Here is a 16227-nt window from a genome sequence, read left to right as displayed (position 1 = left end):
TGCCGCAGGCTGCGATCTTTTGATCCTGTGTTTTTGTAGATCAAAAGCAAAGATCGCAGCCTTCGGCAGCTCCTACAGGTCGAAAGCGACCTAGACTTAAATCATCCCCTTCGACAAGGCAGTCACCATGATTTCGATGTCCTCCTTCCACGCCATGCTCATTCCCATTCTGTCCGGGATGATCCTGCTGGCGATCGGTTTCAACTTCCGCGACAAGAACGCCGGTGTCTTCGCCATGTGGGTCGGCATGCTGATGATCCTGGCGACCGTGGTCTACAAGATCCTCGCCAAACTCAACGAATAAATCCGCGCCCGGCTCGCATTGATTCTGGCTGCCTCGTACACTCGCTCAATTCGCCCCTTTGCGAGGTTGACCGCCTAGTGTTCGCTCGTCTGTTTGCTATACCCTGCCTGTTCCTTGTCTGCCTGATGACGCTGCTGCCGCTGGCCCCTGCCCAGGCGGTCGGGTTGCCGGGCCTGCTCAACACCACCAAGACGCAGCCGGAGGCGCAAGAGCCGCTGGGCCAGTCGCTGGATGAAGTCATCAAGTCGCTGGAAAACGACAAGCAACGCGCACAATTGCTCAGCGATCTGAAAAAGCTGCGCGACGCCACCAAGAAAGCCCAGGCCTCACCGGAAGAAGGTGTGCTGGGCCTGATCGGCGGTACGCTGGCCAGTTTCGAGAAACAGTTCTCCGGTGACGACAGCCCGCTGACCCGCTGGTCCGACGAGTTCGATCTGGCCAGGGACGAACTCGACAACCTGATGTTGCCCGCCAGCGAATGGCTGCCGATCATCTTCGGCTTCGCGGTGATCCTGATGGTCTGGAGCCTGCTCGCCGCCGCGCTGATCTGGCTCGGTCACCGGGTGCGCATGCGCTTTGGCCTGACCGAAGAACTGCCGCAGCATCCCAAGGCCCTCGACATGCTGCGCTTCGCCCTGCGCAAGCTCGGGCCGTGGCTGATTGCGTTGGTCATCACCGTCTACATGAGCTATGCGCTGCCGTCGTCCCTTGGCAAAAGCCTGGCGATGGTGCTGGCTTATGCGCTGGTGGTCGGCACCTGTTTCTCGGCGATCTGCGTGATCGCCTTCTCGCTGCTCGACGGTCCGCACCGGCACCGGGCGCTGTACATCCTGCGGCATCAAGCGTTCCGTCCGTTATGGCTGATCGGCAGCTTCGCCGCATTCGGTGAAGCGCTGAGTGATCCGCGCCTGGTCGAAGGCCTCGGCGTGCACCTGGCGCACACCACTGCGACCATCACCAACGTGCTCGCGGCGCTGTTCACCGGCCTGTTCATCCTGCGTTTCCGCCGGCCGATCGCGCACCTGATCCGCAACCAGCCATTGTCCCGCCGCCTGACCCGCCGCGCCCTCAGCGACACCATCGATATCCTCGGCACCTTCTGGTACGTGCCGGCGCTGGTGCTGGTCGGGATCTCGCTGTTCGCCACCTTCGTCTCCGCCGGCGACACCAGCACCGCCCTGCGCCAGTCGCTGATCTGCACGGTGCTGCTGGTGATGTGCATGGTGATCAACGGCCTCGTGCGCCGTCATTCACTCAAACCACAGCGCGGGCCGAAGCGTCATGCGCTGTATTCGGAGCGCCTGAAAAGCTTTTTCTACACCCTCGCTCACCTGCTGGTGTGGCTGATCTTCATCGAACTTGGCCTGCGCGTATGGGGCAAATCGCTGATCGGTTTCGCCGAGGGCGAAGGGCATGACGTCAGCGTCAAACTGTTCAGCCTGATCGGCACGCTGATTTTCTCCTGGCTGATCTGGATCCTCGCCGACACCGCCGTGCATCACGCCCTCACCCGCTCGCGCAAAGGCCTGGCGAATGCCCGCGCGCAGACGATGATGCCGCTGATCCGCAACGTGCTGTTCGTGGCGATTTTCATCATCGCGCTGATCGTCGCCCTGGCGAACATGGGCATGAACGTCACGCCACTGCTGGCCGGTGCCGGTGTGATCGGTCTGGCCATCGGTTTCGGTGCGCAGTCGCTGGTGGCGGATCTGATCACCGGCCTGTTCATCATCATCGAAGACTCGCTGGCCATTGATGACTACGTCGACGTCGGCGGCCACCTCGGCACCGTCGAAGGCCTGACCATCCGTACCGTGCGCCTGCGCGACATCGACGGCATCGTCCACACCATCCCGTTCAGCGAAATCAAAAGCATCAAGAACTACTCCCGCGAGTTCGGCTACGCGATATTCCGGGTGGCGGTGCCGTACAACATGGAAATCGACGATGCGATCAAACTGATGCGCGAAGTCGGCCAGAAAATGCGCACCGACCCGCTGCAACGCCGGAACATCTGGTCGCCGCTGGAGATCCAGGGCGTGGAAAGTTTCGAATCCGGCAGCGCGATCCTGCGCGCACGCTTCAAGACTGCACCGATCAAACAATGGGAAGTTTCCCGCGCGTTCAACCTGTCGCTCAAGCGCCATCTGGACGAAGCCGGACTCGATCTGGCGACGCCGCGCATGAGCGTGCAGGTCATCACTGCCGGCGGTGGCCAGCCGAAGGAATAGCACTTCGCGCAGACACTCGGGTCACAGGCAGGGAAGCCAGAAAAACAATAACCATGGAGAAACCCGATGCAGCTGACACGTATCGCCCAGACCGTTCTGCTCACTCTGCTGGCCGGCACCGCCAGCGCCGCCACCCTGGACAGCACCCGCGAACAGATCGCCACGCAAGCCAAGGCACTTGAACCGCAACTGCTGGAAACACGCCGCGACATCCACGCGCATCCGGAACTGGGCAACACCGAGAAACGCACCGCGGAACTGGTCGCCAGGCAACTGAAGGCAATGGGCCTGGAAGTCAAAACCAACGTCGCCCGCACCGGCGTGGTCGCCATCCTCAAAGGCGCGCTGCCCGGCCCGACCGTGGCCTTGCGCGCCGACATGGACGCGCTGCCGGTCAAGGAAGTCGCCGACCTGCCCTTCGCCTCGAAAGCCAAAGGCACTTATCTGGACAAAGAAGTCGACGTGATGCACGCCTGCGGCCACGACGCCCACACCGCGATCCTGCTGAGCACGGCAAAAATTCTCACAGGCCTGCGCGATACCCTGCCCGGCACCGTGGTCTTCTACTTCCAGCCCGCCGAAGAAGGCCCGAGCGACTTCATCCCCGATGGCAAAAACACCTGGGGCGCGAAAATGATGGTCGAGGAAGGCGTGATGAAATCCCCCAAACCCGACGCCGTCTTCGGCCTCCACGTCTGGGCCGGCGTCCCCGCCGGCCAGATCGCCTACCGTCCAGGCGCCACCCTGGCCAGCTCCGACGACCTGCGCATCAAAATCCTCGGCAAACAAACCCACGCCGGCCGCCCGTGGGACGGCATCGACCCGATCACCGTCGGCGCACAAACCATCGTCGGCCTGCAAACCGTGGTCAGTCGCCGCACCGATATTTCGTCCTATCCGTCGGTGGTCAGCATCGGCACCATCAACGGCGGCACCCGCTACAATATCATTCCCGAATCCGTGGACATGAGCGGCACCATCCGCTCCTACGACTACGGCATCCGCCAGAAACTCCACGCCGACGTGCGCCAGACCATCGAGAAAATCGCCGAAAGCGGCGGCGCGAAAGCCGACGTGACCATCATCGAAAAATACGACCCCACGATCAACAACCCGGCACTGACGGAAAAAATGCTGCCGACGTTGAAGTGGGCCGCCAAGGATGACGTGGTCAATGCGCCGCTGGTGGGCGGCGCGGAAGACTTCTCGTTCTTTGCCAAGGAAGTGCCGGGGTTATTTGTGTTTCTCGGGGTGACACCACGGGATCAGGACATGAGCAAGGCAGCGCCGAATCACAATCCGGGATTCTTTGTGGATGAGTCGGCGCTGGTGGTTGGGGTGAGGACGATGGCGTCGCTGGCGACGGATTATTTGTATGCCAATGCCGGGGCGGGCAAGTAGAGATGAAGTGACAGTGGGGGCGCCTTCGCGAGCAGGCTCGCTCCCACATTTGACCGTGTGCAGCCTGTTAGAGATTGGTCGGCTGTCAGGCCGCCATCGCTGGCAAGCCAGCTCCCACAGTTGGATTGAGTGCAGGCAGTTAGAGATTGGTCGGCTGTCAGGCCGCCTTCGCGAGCAAGCTCGCTCCCAGAGTGGGATTGGGTGCAGGCAGTTGGAGATTGGTCGGCTGGGAGGTCGCTAACGCGAGCAGGCTCACCCCTACAGCAAAGCAAAAGCCGACCGCAGGCTCTTCACCACTCCATGGCCGAGTGTCAGCTCGCCGAAAGCTCTTGATCTTGACTCACCGGCCCGTCGGCAGGCTGAGCGGAGGGATTGATCCGGGGGTGGGAGCGAAGCGACCGTTCGACGAACTCGAACACATCGAGAGGAGGTGCAGCGAAGCAAACCGGAGGCGATGCGCCCGGATCGATCCCGGAGCGAAGGAACCCCGAGCTTTAGCGAGCGGGCCGAACGTCAGGGCACAGACCTTTGGTTCCTTTGGGGCGTTTGCCAAAGGGACTCGCTGTAAAAGCGAAACCGCCAGTGGCAACACCCGAAGCAACGGATATACACCCAAAACCCCAAGAACCTGGTCGGCCCAAAGGCCGCCAAGGTCAAACAACATCTACACCAACGTGAATCGCATCATGCCGCCAAAACTCCAGATCACAATCAATCAACCGCTCATGCTGATCATAATTGACCCGAGCGATCCGTAACCCCGGACTCCCGACAGAAACCCGCAAAGCCGCCGCCGCATCCACCGACAACGACGTCGGCACAATCTCGAACCGCACCCGCCCATAGTGCAAATCGTAATGCCGCGCATAAAGCTCGGTCATCGACTGATTCAAATCAAACCCCAGAATCCCCGGAAAATACTGCGGATTCAGATAATGCTCCACATACAACACCAGCCGCCCGTCAATCCGCCGCGACCGGCAAATCTGAATCACGCTCGACAAAGCAGGCAACTGCAACAACGCACAAACCGCCACCGACGCCGGCTGCAACCGCGCCGAAATCACCTCGGTCGACGGCACCCGCCCCTGCGCACTGACCATCGCGTGAAAGTGACTGCGCTGCATCAGGTTGTACGCCAGACGTGGCGGCGAAACGAACCAGCCACGGCGCTCCTCGCGATAGATCTGCCCCTGCGCCTCCAGCTGCAACAAGGCCTCACGCACCGTAATGCGCGTGGTGCCGAACAACTCACTGAGCTTGCGCTCGGCCGGCAACTTGCTCCCGGGCGCGAGCAGGCCGTGATCAAGCTGCTCCTGCAGCACCTGACCAATCGCTGTCACCGCTTTTGTTGCCTCATCGCGCATCAACGTTACCTATCTGGACTAGACCAGCACTGTTTCGGGGCAAAAACCGTACGGCCTGCAAGCCGTTTCCTTGTATTGCAAGCCTAGGCAGTGCAGATGACCGAGAGATGACAAACCCGCCCGACGGTCGCCCTCATGACTTGCAATACATCGGCCAAGTGCCTTGTCCGCCGGGGCTTTGACCTTGGTCTACGCTTACCGGGCAAGCGCCGAAACCGGGCCAATAAAAGGCCTGCCGGGCGACCGCCGACATCAAAGTGTCATCCAGCCCCCTTAAATTGGCTCAGGTATTGCTGACCTAGACCAACACAAACCGCAATCGCAGCGTTGAACACGACCAAGGAGCTTCGGAATGAAACAGCTTTTCCTGGCAACACTGTTAGGCTCGACCATTGCAATGTGCACCTCCGCCATGGCGGCGGGTACCGACCTGAAAACCCTCGAAGCCGCTGCGAAAGCGGAAGGCGCCGTCAACAGCGTCGGCATGCCCGATGACTGGGCCAACTGGAAAGGCACCTGGGAAGACCTGGCCAAGACCTATGGCCTGAAACACATCGACACCGACATGAGCTCGGCCCAGGAAATCGCCAAGTTCGCCGCCGAAAAAGACAACGCCACTGCCGACATCGGCGACGTCGGCGCCGCCTTCGGCCCGATCGCGGTCAAGCAGGGCGTGGTGCAACCGTACAAACCAAGCACCTGGGATCAAGTCCCGGACTGGGCCAAGGACAAGGACGGCAACTGGGCACTGGCCTACACCGGCACCATCGCCTTCATCGTCAACAAGAAGCTGCTGCACGGTTCCGAAGTCCCGACCAAATGGGCTGACCTCAAGGGCGGCAAATACAAGGTTTCCATTGGTGACGTGAGCACCGCCGCGCAAGCCGCCAACGGCGTACTGGCCGCTGCCCTGGCCAACGGTGGCGACGAGAAAAACATCCAGCCGGCCCTGCTGCTGTTTGCAGACATCGCCAAGCAAGGTCGCCTGTCGATGGCCAACCCGACCATCGCCACCATGGAAAAAGGCGAGATCGAAGTCGGCGTGGTCTGGGACTTCAACGGCCTGAGCTACAAGGCCAAGATGGCCAACCCGGATGACTACGTGGTGCTGATCCCGTCCGACGGTTCGGTGATTTCCGGCTACACCACCATCATCAACAAGTACGCGAAAAACCCGAACGCCGCCAAGCTGACCCGCGAATACATCTTCAGCGACGCCGGCCAGACCAACCTCGCCCGCGGCAACGCTCGTCCGATCCGCGCCGAACATCTGCAACTGCCGGAAGACGTGAAGGCCAAGCTGCTGCCGAACGAGCAGTACAAAAAGGTCACGCCGATCAAGGACGCCGACGCCTGGGAAAAAACCTCCAAGGCCCTGCCGCAGAAGTGGAACGAAGAAGTCATCGTAGAGATGAAGTAATCCTTCATCTGTAGGAGCTGCCGCAGGCTGCGATCTTTTGATCTTGCTTTTAAAAGGCAGAGTCAAAAGATCGCAGCCTGCGGCAGCTCCTACATTGAACGATCCAAGTTTTGTTTTCGGAGTTTTTGCCCCTATGAAGCACAACGTCATCCTTGTCGTGCTCGACGGTCTCAATTACGAGGTCGCGCGGCACGCCATGGGGCATCTGCAGGCTTACGTTGGCGCAGGACGCGCCGCGCTCTATCAGTTGGAGTGCGAGTTGCCGGCCCTGTCCCGACCGCTTTACGAATGCATCCTTACCGGCGTGCCGCCGATCGACAGCGGCATCGTCCACAACAACGTTGCACGGCTGTCCAACCAGCGCAGCATCTATCACTATGCTCGCGACGCCGGCCTGAAAACCGCCGCTGCGGCCTATCACTGGGTCAGCGAGCTGTACAACCGCTCACCGTTCGTAGCGGCCCGCGACCGTCATACCGACGATCCAGCGCTACCGATCCAGCACGGGCATTTCTACTGGAACGACCACTACCCGGATTCGCACCTGTTCGCCGACGCGGAACACCTGCGCCTGCGCCATGCGCCGAATTTCCTGCTGATCCACCCGATGAACATCGATGACGCCGGGCACAAGCACGGCCTCGACTCCGCGCAATACCGCAACAGCGCACGCTCGGCGGACATCATCCTCGCCGACTACCTGCAAGGCTGGCTCGACGCGGGTTATCAGGTACTGGTGACTGCCGATCACGGCATGAACAACGACCGCTCGCACAACGGCCTGCTACCGGAAGAGCGCCAGGTCCCGCTGTTCGTCCTCGGCAACGCTTTCAGCCTCGACGCCGAGGCTGCGCCGAAGCAGACCGAGATCTGCGGCACCGTCTGCGAACTGCTCGGCGTGCCCCACGACAAACCTGTGTGCCGGGAGTTGCTCAAGTGAATGCCATGACTCGCGGCAAATGGCTGGCGGCCCTGTGTCTGGTGCCGTTCGCGCTGTTTTTTATCGTGTTCGAAATCGCCCCGCTGGTCTGGGTGATGATCAACAGCCTGCAATCGGAAGAGTTCGGCTGGGGCTTCGCCAATTTCAGCAAGATCTTCAGTTCGAAGTTCTATCTGCAGGCGATTCAGTACAGCCTGGAGATCAGTTTCTGGTCGAGCGTATTCGGCATCATCATCGCCGTGCTCGGTGCGTATTCGTTGCGCCGGGTCGACTCGAAACTGCGCAACTTCGTGAATGCCTTTGCCAACATGACCAGCAACTTCGCCGGCGTGCCGCTGGCCTTTGCGTTCATCATCCTGCTCGGTTTCAACGGCAGCATCACCATCATGCTCAAGCAGGCCGGGATCATTCAGGACTTCAACCTGTACTCGAAAACCGGTCTGATCATCCTCTACACCTACTTCCAGATTCCCCTCGGTGTGCTGCTGCTCTACCCGGCCTTCGACGCCTTGCGTGAAGACTGGCGCGAGTCCGCCGCGCTGCTCGGCGCCAACGGCTGGCAGTTCTGGCGCCACATCGGTCTGCCGGTGCTGACCCCGGCCCTGCTCGGCACTTTCGTGATCCTGCTGGCCAACGCCCTCGGCGCCTACGCCACGGTGTACGCCTTGACCACCGGCAACTTCAACGTGCTGCCGATCCGCATTGCGGCGATGGTTTCCGGGGACATTTCCCTCGATCCGAATCTGGCCAGCGCCCTGGCTGTGGTGCTGGTGGCGTTGATGACCATTGTCACCGTCGTGCATCAACTGCTGCTGAAGAGGAGCTACCATGTCTCGCGCTGAATCCGGCCCGGCCGGTGTCTACCACCGCGTCGTGGTTTATCTGCTGTTCGCGATCCTGCTGCTGCCTTTGGTGGGTACGCTGATCTACTCGATTGCCAGCAGCTGGTCGGCGACCATCCTGCCCAGCGGTTTCACCTTCAAGTGGTACCTCCAGTTGTGGAGCGACCCGCGCTTCCTGCATGCCTTCGGCCAGTCGCTGCTGGTGTGCATCGGCGCGCTGGTGCTGTCGGTGGCGCTGATCCTGCCGCTGCTGTTCGTGGTGCATTACCACTTCCCGAAACTCGATGCGCTGATGAACATCCTGATCCTGCTGCCCTTCGCGGTGCCGCCGGTGGTGTCGTCGGTAGGACTGTTGCAACTCTATGGCTCGGGGCCGTTGGCGATGGTCGGTACGCCGTGGATCCTGATCGGTTGCTACTTCACCGTGGCGCTGCCGTTCATGTACCGGGCGATCACCAACAACCTGCAGGCGATCAACCTGCGCGACCTGATGGACGCCGCGCAACTGCTCGGCGCCAGCACCTTTCAGGCGGCATTTCTGGTGGTGCTGCCAAACCTGCGCAAGGGCCTGATGGTCGCGTTGCTGCTGTCGTTCTCGTTCCTGTTCGGTGAGTTCGTGTTCGCCAACATCCTCGTCGGCACGCGCTACGAAACCCTGCAGGTGTACCTGAACAACATGCGCAACAGCAGCGGCCACTTCACCAGTGCGCTGGTGATCTCGTACTTCTTTTTCGTGCTGGTCCTGACCTGGATCGCCAACATCTTGAACAAGGACAAAAGCGAATGAGCTATGTCAGCGTCCAACACCTGCAGAAAAACTACGCGGGCACGACCGTGTTCAGCGACATCAACTGCGAGATCAACAAGGGTGAATTCGTCACCCTCCTCGGCCCATCGGGTTGCGGCAAGTCCACGCTGCTGCGCTGCATAGCCGGGCTGACGCCGGTGGATGGCGGCAAGATCCTGATTGATGGCGTCGACATCGTGCCGCTGAGTCCGCAGAAACGCGGGATCGGCATGGTGTTCCAAAGCTACGCGCTGTTCCCCAACATGACCGTCGAACAAAACGTCGCCTTCGGCCTGCGCATGCAGAAGGTCAATGCCGATGACAGCCACAAGCGTGTCGCCGAGGTACTGAAACTGGTCGAGCTCAACGACTTCGCCAGCCGATATCCGCATCAGCTCTCCGGCGGCCAGTGCCAGCGCGTGGCCCTCGCCCGCTCGCTGGTGACCCGTCCACGCCTGTTGCTGCTGGATGAACCGCTGTCGGCGCTGGATGCGCGAATTCGCAAACACCTGCGTGAACAGATCCGGCAGATCCAGCGCGAACTCGGCCTGACCACGATTTTCGTCACCCACGACCAGGAAGAAGCGCTGACCATGTCCGACCGGATTTTCCTGATGAACCAAGGGAAGATCGTGCAGAGCGGCGACGCCGAAACCCTCTACACCGCGCCGGTCGATATCTTCGCCGCCGGCTTCATCGGCAACTACAACCTGCTCGACGCCGACAGCGCCTCGAAGCTGCTGCAACGGCCGATCAACCACCGCATCGCGATTCGTCCGGAAGCCATAGAGCTGAGCCTCAATGGCGAACTCGATGCGCAGATCCGCAGCCACAGCCTGCTCGGTAACGTGATCCGCTATCGAGTCGAGGCGCGTGGCGTGGAACTGGTGGTGGACGTGCTCAACCGCTCGGCGGCGGATCTGCATCCCGACGGTCAGCGTCTGGCGCTTTCCATCGATCCGACGGCCCTGTGTGAGGTAGCCTGATGACTTTGCTGACGTTGAAGAGAGAACTGCACTGATGGCCCTGGCAATTTTTGATCTGGACGAAACCCTGATCCACGGCGACTGCGCCACCCTCTGGAGCGAGCAGATGGGGCGCCTGGGCTGGGTCGATCCCGAGTCGTTCATGCGCAAGAACAACGAGCTGATGGACGCCTACAGCCATGGCAAATTGCGCATGGAAGAGTACATGGAATTCAGCCTCGAACCGATGATCGGGCGCACCCCGGAAGAGGTCGAACACCTGGTCGGCCCATGGGTGGAAGACTTCATCGAACCGATCATCTTCAGCGACGCGACCAAAACCATCGCCGCCCACCGCAAGGCCGGCGACCGGATTCTGGTGATCTCGGCTTCCGGCACGCACCTGGTCAAACCGATCGCCGAGCGCCTGGGCATCGACGAAATTCTCGGCATCGAACTGGACGTCGCGCACGGTGTTTACACTGGCCAGACCGTCGGCACGCTGACCTACCGCGAAGGCAAGATCACTCGCCTGCTGGAATGGCTGGACGCCGAGGAAGAGAATCTGGAAGGCGCGAGTTTCTACTCCGACTCACGCAATGACTTGCCGTTGCTGCTGAAGGTGGATTTCCCGCATGTGGTAAATCCGGATCCGGCGCTGCTGGAGCATGCCGAAAAATCCGGCTGGCCGATCCATCTCTGGAAGTAAAAACAAAGATCGCAGCCTGCGGCAGCTCCTACAGGGTGTAAACCCTCCCACTGTAGGAGCTGCCGCAGGCTGCGATCTTTTGATCTTGCCCTTCCAATCAGCTCAGGCTGTCGTCAATCACCAGCACCACTTTCCCCGAAACCGTATTGCTCGCCAGCTCGGCAAACGCCGCTTCGGCATCCTTTACCGCAAAGGTTTTCGCCAGTTGCGGACTCAACCGCCCTTCAGCAAACAGCGGCCACACATGCTGGCTCAAGTCGCTGAACAGGTCGGCCTTGAACTGATCGTCGCGACTGCGCAACGTCGAACCAAGCAACTGCACGCGCTTGGCCAGTACCTGTGCCAGATCCAGTTTCGCCTCACGCCCGCCCATCAGGCCGATCAGCACCCAACGACCGTCCAGCGCCGTCAGCTTGAGGTTCAGCGCGGCGTAGTTGCCGCCGACCGGATCAAGGATCACGTCAAACGGCCCGAAGTCGCGCAGGCTTTCCAGATCATCGGTGCGCACCACTCCGCCCTGGGCTCCCAGCGCCTCACAGTAGGCCAAGCGCTCGGCAGACCCGACGCTGACCCAACATGGATTGCCGAACGCCTTGCACAGCTGAATGGCGGCTGAACCAATTCCACTGGCCCCGGCGTGCAGGAGAACCTTTTCCCCGGGTTTCAGCGCCGCCAGTTGAAACACGTTAAGCCAGACCGTTGCATAAACCTCGGGTAATGCCGCGGCCTCGATTAACGAAACGCCCTCGGGCACCGGCAGCACATGCCGTCCGTCGACGACCACCTCTTCAGCCATCCCGCCCCCGGCCAGCAAGGCGCAGACGCGGTCGCCAACCTGCCAGGACGAGCCGGCACCGACTTCGCTGATCACCCCGGAACACTCCAGACCGAGCACCTGACTGGCGCCCGGCGGCGGTGGATAAAGCCCGGCTTTCTGTAATAAATCAGCGCGATTGAGGCCGGCAGCCGCCACACGAATGCGCACTTGTCCTGCATCACACACCGGACTCGGCTCTTCAACCCATGCCACTTGACCTTCAACGCCTTGCAATGCCTTCACAGTGCCTCCATAGTGAGTCTGGACTGAGCCCGAAGCTGTAGCGCCGGGCTTTTTGCATTATGCGACCGGCTCTCGTAGAACCGGCGACTTCAAAGACGGCCTAATATGCGTTATCAATTGTCCCCGCGTCGAATCAGCATGAAGCATCTGCTCCCCAGCACCGCCCTCGCTCTTTTCATCGGTATCGGCTTGTTGCCGGTGTCGGGCACTACATTCGCAGCCAACAGCTGGGACAAGTTGCAGCCGGATCGCGACGAAGTGATCGCCAGCCTCAACGTCGTCGAGTTGCTCAAGCGTCACCACTACAGCAAGCCGCCGCTCGACGATGCGCGCTCGGTGATCATCTACGACAGCTACATCAAGCTGCTGGACCCGTCGCGCAGCTACTTCATGGCCAGCGACATCGCCGAATTCGACAAGTGGAAGACCCAGTTCGACGACTTCCTCAAGAGCGGCGACCTCAACGCCGGGTTCACCATCTACAAGCGCTATCTGGACCGCGTCAAGGCGCGTCTGGACTTCGCCATTGCGGAGCTGAACAAGGGCGTCGACAAGATGGACTTCACCACCAAGGAAACCTTGCTGATTGATCGCAAGGACGCCCCTTGGCTCAAATCCACCGCTGAACTCGACGACCTGTGGCGCAAACGCGTCAAGGACGAAGTGCTGCGGCAGAAGATTGCCGGCAAGGATTCCAAGCAGATCCAGGAAACCCTGACCAAGCGCTACAAGAACCAGTTGGCGCGCCTGGACCAGACTCGTGCGGAAGACATCTTCCAGGCGTACATCAACACCTTCGCCATGTCCTACGACCCGCACACCAACTATCTGTCGCCGGATAACGCGGAGAACTTCGACATCAACATGAGCCTGTCCCTGGAGGGCATCGGCGCCGTGTTGCAGAGCGACAACGATCAAGTGAAAGTCGTACGTCTGGTGCCGGCAGGCCCGGCCGACAAGACCAAGCAGGTAGCACCGGCCGACAAGATCATCGGCGTTGCCCAAGGCAACAAAGAGATGGTCGACGTGGTGGGCTGGCGCCTGGACGAGGTGGTCAAGCTGATCCGCGGCCCGAAAGGCACCGTGGTGCGCCTGGAAGTGATTCCGGCGAGCAATGCGCCGAACGACCAGACCAGCAAGATCGTGCCGATCACCCGTGAAGCGGTGAAGCTTGAAGACCAGGCGGTGAAAAAGTCCGTGCTGAACCTGAAACAGGACGGCAAGGACTACAAGCTCGGCATCATCGAGATCCCGGCCTTCTACCTCGACTTCAAGGCGTTCCGTGCCGGTGATCCGGACTACAAGAGCACCACCCGTGACGTCAAGAAACTGCTGACCGAACTGCAGAAAGAGAAAGTCGACGGCGTGGTCATCGACCTGCGCAACAACGGCGGCGGCTCCCTGCAGGAAGCCACCGAGCTGACCAGCCTGTTCATCGACAAGGGCCCGACCGTACTCGTGCGTAATGCCGATGGCCGCGTCGACGTGCTGGAAGATGAAAACCCGGGCGCGTTCTACAAAGGCCCGATGGCACTGTTGGTCAACCGCCTGTCCGCCTCGGCTTCGGAGATCTTCGCTGGCGCCATGCAGGACTACCATCGTGCATTGATCATCGGTGGCCAGACCTTCGGCAAAGGCACCGTGCAGACCATTCAGCCGCTGAACCATGGCGAACTGAAACTGACCCTGGCCAAGTTCTACCGGGTTTCCGGGCAGAGCACCCAGCATCAGGGCGTACTGCCGGACATCGACTACCCGTCGATCATCGACACCAAGGAAATCGGCGAAAGCGCCCTGCCGGAAGCCATGCCGTGGGACACCATCAAGGCAGCGATCAAGCCGGCCTCCGATCCGTTCAAGCCGTACCTGGCGCAGCTCAAGTCCGAGCATGACGCACGCAGCGCCAAAGACGCCGAGTTCGTGTTCATCCGTGACAAACTGGCCCTGGCGCAGAAGTTGATGGAAGAGAAAACCGTCAGCCTCAATGAAGCCGACCGTCGTGCCCAGCATGCGGACATCGATGCCAAGCAACTGGCCATGGAAAACATCCGTCGCAAAGCCAAAGGCGAAGAACCGCTCAAAGAGCTGAAGAAAGAAGATGAAGACGCGCTGGCTGCGGCTGAGCCGGACAAGGTCAAACCAGAAGACGACGCCTACCTGAGCGAAACCGGGCGCGTGCTGCTGGATTACCTGAAGCTGAGCAATCAGGTGGCCAAGAAGTAAGATGATGGCAATTTAGTGGTGACGCTCCCCGGAGCGTCATCAAACAGTCATCATTCTGTCGTGAAATAAAGGACTGGGAGCGCCTCTTCAAGCAAGAGCGCTCCCAGTCCTTTTTTTATCGCCAGAGATTGCCATGACCACGACCGAACAGCTGAGTGCCTTGAGCTCGATCCTGACTCAAAGCGGTTTGCACAGCCTGTTCCAGCCGATCATCTGTCTCTCCGAGCGTCGCATTCTCGGCTACGAAGCCCTCACCCGCGGCCCGTCCAACAGCCCTCTGCATTCGCCTATCGCGCTGTTCGCCGTGGCGCGTCAAGCCGGCCGCTTGAGCGAACTGGAGATTGCCTGCCGCCAGTCTGCCTGCCGTCGTTTCAACGAGCAGCAACTGCCGGGCAAGCTGTTCCTCAACGTTTCACCGGAATCCCTGCTTGAAGCCGCGCACCAACCGGGGCGGACCCTGCAACTGCTGCAGGACTTCGGTATTCCACCCAGCCAAGTAGTGATCGAACTCACCGAACAGACGCCAATCGACGATTTCCAGTTGCTGCAAACCGCCCTGCATCACTATCGGGCGATGGGCTTTTCGATTGCATTGGATGACTTGGGTGCCGGCTATTCGAGCTTGCGTCTATGGTCGGAGTTGCGCCCGGACTATGTGAAAATCGACCGCCACTTCATCGACGGCATCCATCAGGACGCATTGAAGCGCGAGTTCGTCGGCTCGATCCTGCAAATCGCCAAGGCCTCGCGGGCGCAGGTGATTGCCGAGGGGATCGAGTTGCCGGAAGAACTGGCAGTGCTGACCGAGATGGGCGTCGATCTGGTGCAGGGTTACCTGCTCGCTCGCCCACAGGAGCATCCACCCCGCGATGCCCGGGCCCTGATGCCAAAACACGACAGCAGTGCCGTAGCGCTGAACGACGAAGGCAGCGACCTCAGCGCCCTGCTCAACGACCAACCGGCGGTGCATCGCGACACACCGACCGCCACCGTACTGGAAGCTTTCCGCCGCCAGGCCAATCTGAACTCACTGGCGGTGCTCGACGAACAGGGCCAACCGTGCGGCATCGTCCATCGCCATTCGTTGTCCGACGCACTGCTCAAACCGTTCGCCACTGACCTGTTCGCACGCAAACCGATCAGCCGCCTGATGAACGACGACTTCCTCGCCGTGGAAATGAGCCAGTCGCTGCAACAGGTCAGCCGCCTGATCACCAGCCGCGCCCGGCAGCGCATCGAAGAAGATTTCATCATCACCCTCAACGGCGGTTATCTTGGCCTCGGTCGGGTGATCGACGTGCTCAAACTGATCACCGAACTGAAAATCCAGCAAGCCCGCTATGCCAACCCGCTGACCTTGCTGCCCGGCAACGTGCCGATCCAGCAATGCCTGACCCGTCTGCTGCAACAGGGCCGCGAATCGATCATCTGCTACGTCGACATCGACAGCTTCAAACCCTTCAACGACATCTACGGCTACGGCCGTGGCGACGAAGTCCTGCTGTGCCTGGCGCAATGTCTGAACGAACGCGTCGACCCGTCCCGCGACTTCGTCGGCCACATCGGCGGCGACGACTTCCTGCTGGTGCTCGGCCCGGAAGACTGGCGCAAACGCCTCAACCAACTGCTCGACGACTTCCAGAGCCAATGCCGACGCTTCTATCGCCCTGAGCATCTCGAAGCCGGCTGCTTCATCGCGCCGAATCGCCAGGGTGTGCGGCAGGAGTTTCCGCTGCTCTCGTTATCGATCGGCGTAGTCCACCTGCACCCCACGGCTTGCGCAGAGCTGGATGCGAGTCAACTGGCGGAATTGGCTTCGCAGGCGAAGCATCATGCGAAGAATGTTCCCGGGTATAGCGTGCATGTGATTGATAGCCTTACTGCTGTCGACCTTCAACTGCCGCAACTGATTGGCCAGCGCTGATTCCATAGACGACATAAATACTTTCCAAATCTAAAAAAAACAACTCCAGTACTT

Annotated in this window: 13 protein-coding genes; 11 read left to right on the top strand and 2 right to left on the bottom strand. The window is 60.5% G+C overall.

Annotated elements, in window-relative coordinates:
* The first annotated feature begins 127 nt into the window (after positions 1-127).
* From JN524_RS25630 to JN524_RS25620, 3 genes are all read left to right on the top strand, one after another.
* The gene (locus tag JN524_RS25630; RefSeq protein WP_007965354.1) at positions 128-304 is read left to right on the top strand and encodes a hypothetical protein; all 177 of its coding nucleotides are present in this window, start codon (positions 128-130) and stop codon (positions 302-304) included.
* A gap of 77 nt (positions 305-381) precedes the next feature.
* Positions 382-2535, top strand: coding sequence for a mechanosensitive ion channel domain-containing protein (locus tag JN524_RS25625; RefSeq protein ID WP_202371146.1), 2154 nt, complete (start codon positions 382-384; stop codon positions 2533-2535).
* A gap of 66 nt (positions 2536-2601) precedes the next feature.
* Positions 2602-3936 carry an amidohydrolase gene (locus tag JN524_RS25620; protein ID WP_202371145.1) on the top strand — a complete coding sequence of 445 codons (1335 nt, stop codon included), beginning with the start codon at positions 2602-2604 and terminating at the stop codon, positions 3934-3936.
* A gap of 653 nt (positions 3937-4589) precedes the next feature.
* Here JN524_RS25620 and JN524_RS25615 read toward each other — a convergent pair.
* Positions 4590-5303 carry a UTRA domain-containing protein gene (locus tag JN524_RS25615; RefSeq protein WP_025113378.1) on the bottom strand — a complete coding sequence of 238 codons (714 nt, stop codon included), beginning with the start codon at positions 5301-5303 and terminating at the stop codon, positions 4590-4592.
* Positions 5304-5655: 352 nt separating this feature from the next.
* Between JN524_RS25615 and JN524_RS25610 the strand changes: the two genes are divergently transcribed.
* The 6 genes from JN524_RS25610 to JN524_RS25585 all read left to right on the top strand — a co-directional run bounded on the left by JN524_RS25610 (position 5656) and on the right by JN524_RS25585 (position 10966).
* Positions 5656-6723: an ABC transporter substrate-binding protein gene (locus JN524_RS25610; protein WP_027613356.1), complete on the top strand. Its 1068-nt coding sequence runs from the start codon at positions 5656-5658 to the stop codon at positions 6721-6723.
* 133 nt (positions 6724-6856) lie between these two features.
* On the top strand, positions 6857-7663 hold the full coding sequence (locus JN524_RS25605) for an alkaline phosphatase family protein (RefSeq protein ID WP_202371144.1): 807 nt from the start codon (positions 6857-6859) through the stop codon (positions 7661-7663).
* 5 nt (positions 7664-7668) lie between these two features.
* A complete protein-coding gene (locus JN524_RS25600; protein WP_163005303.1) occupies positions 7669-8505 on the top strand; it encodes an ABC transporter permease in 837 nt (278 codons plus the stop codon).
* The gene (locus tag JN524_RS25595; RefSeq protein ID WP_202371143.1) at positions 8492-9292 is read left to right on the top strand and encodes an ABC transporter permease; all 801 of its coding nucleotides are present in this window, start codon (positions 8492-8494) and stop codon (positions 9290-9292) included. The genes JN524_RS25600 and JN524_RS25595 overlap by 14 nt, the downstream gene beginning before the upstream one ends.
* Positions 9289-10278: an ABC transporter ATP-binding protein gene (locus JN524_RS25590; protein ID WP_202371142.1), complete on the top strand. Its 990-nt coding sequence runs from the start codon at positions 9289-9291 to the stop codon at positions 10276-10278. The genes JN524_RS25595 and JN524_RS25590 overlap by 4 nt, the downstream gene beginning before the upstream one ends.
* A 34-nt stretch (positions 10279-10312) precedes the next feature.
* Complete coding sequence (locus JN524_RS25585) at positions 10313-10966, top strand: HAD family hydrolase (RefSeq protein WP_097087541.1); 654 nt, start codon at positions 10313-10315, stop codon at positions 10964-10966.
* A 97-nt stretch (positions 10967-11063) separates the two neighbouring features.
* Here JN524_RS25585 and JN524_RS25580 read toward each other — a convergent pair whose 3' ends face one another.
* Positions 11064-12026, bottom strand: a complete 963-nt coding sequence (locus JN524_RS25580) for a zinc-binding dehydrogenase (RefSeq protein ID WP_202371141.1) — start codon at positions 12024-12026, stop codon at positions 11064-11066.
* Positions 12027-12164: 138 nt separating this feature from the next.
* Here JN524_RS25580 and JN524_RS25575 point away from each other — a divergent pair, with 138 nt between their 5' ends.
* Positions 12165-14249 (top strand): carboxy terminal-processing peptidase, encoded by a 2085-nt coding sequence (locus JN524_RS25575; protein ID WP_167734107.1) that lies wholly within the window; start codon positions 12165-12167, stop codon positions 14247-14249.
* 133 nt (positions 14250-14382) lie between these two features.
* Entirely contained in the window at positions 14383-16173 is a 1791-nt protein-coding gene (locus tag JN524_RS25570; RefSeq protein ID WP_202371140.1) for a bifunctional diguanylate cyclase/phosphodiesterase, read from the top strand.
* The last annotated feature ends 54 nt before the right edge of the window (positions 16174-16227 follow it).

Origin of the sequence: Pseudomonas sp. MWU318 (genome assembly GCF_016756945.1) — a bacterium.
GTDB lineage: Bacteria > Pseudomonadota > Gammaproteobacteria > Pseudomonadales > Pseudomonadaceae > Aquipseudomonas > Aquipseudomonas putida_A.
This window is presented reverse-complemented; position numbering and strand designations above follow the sequence as displayed.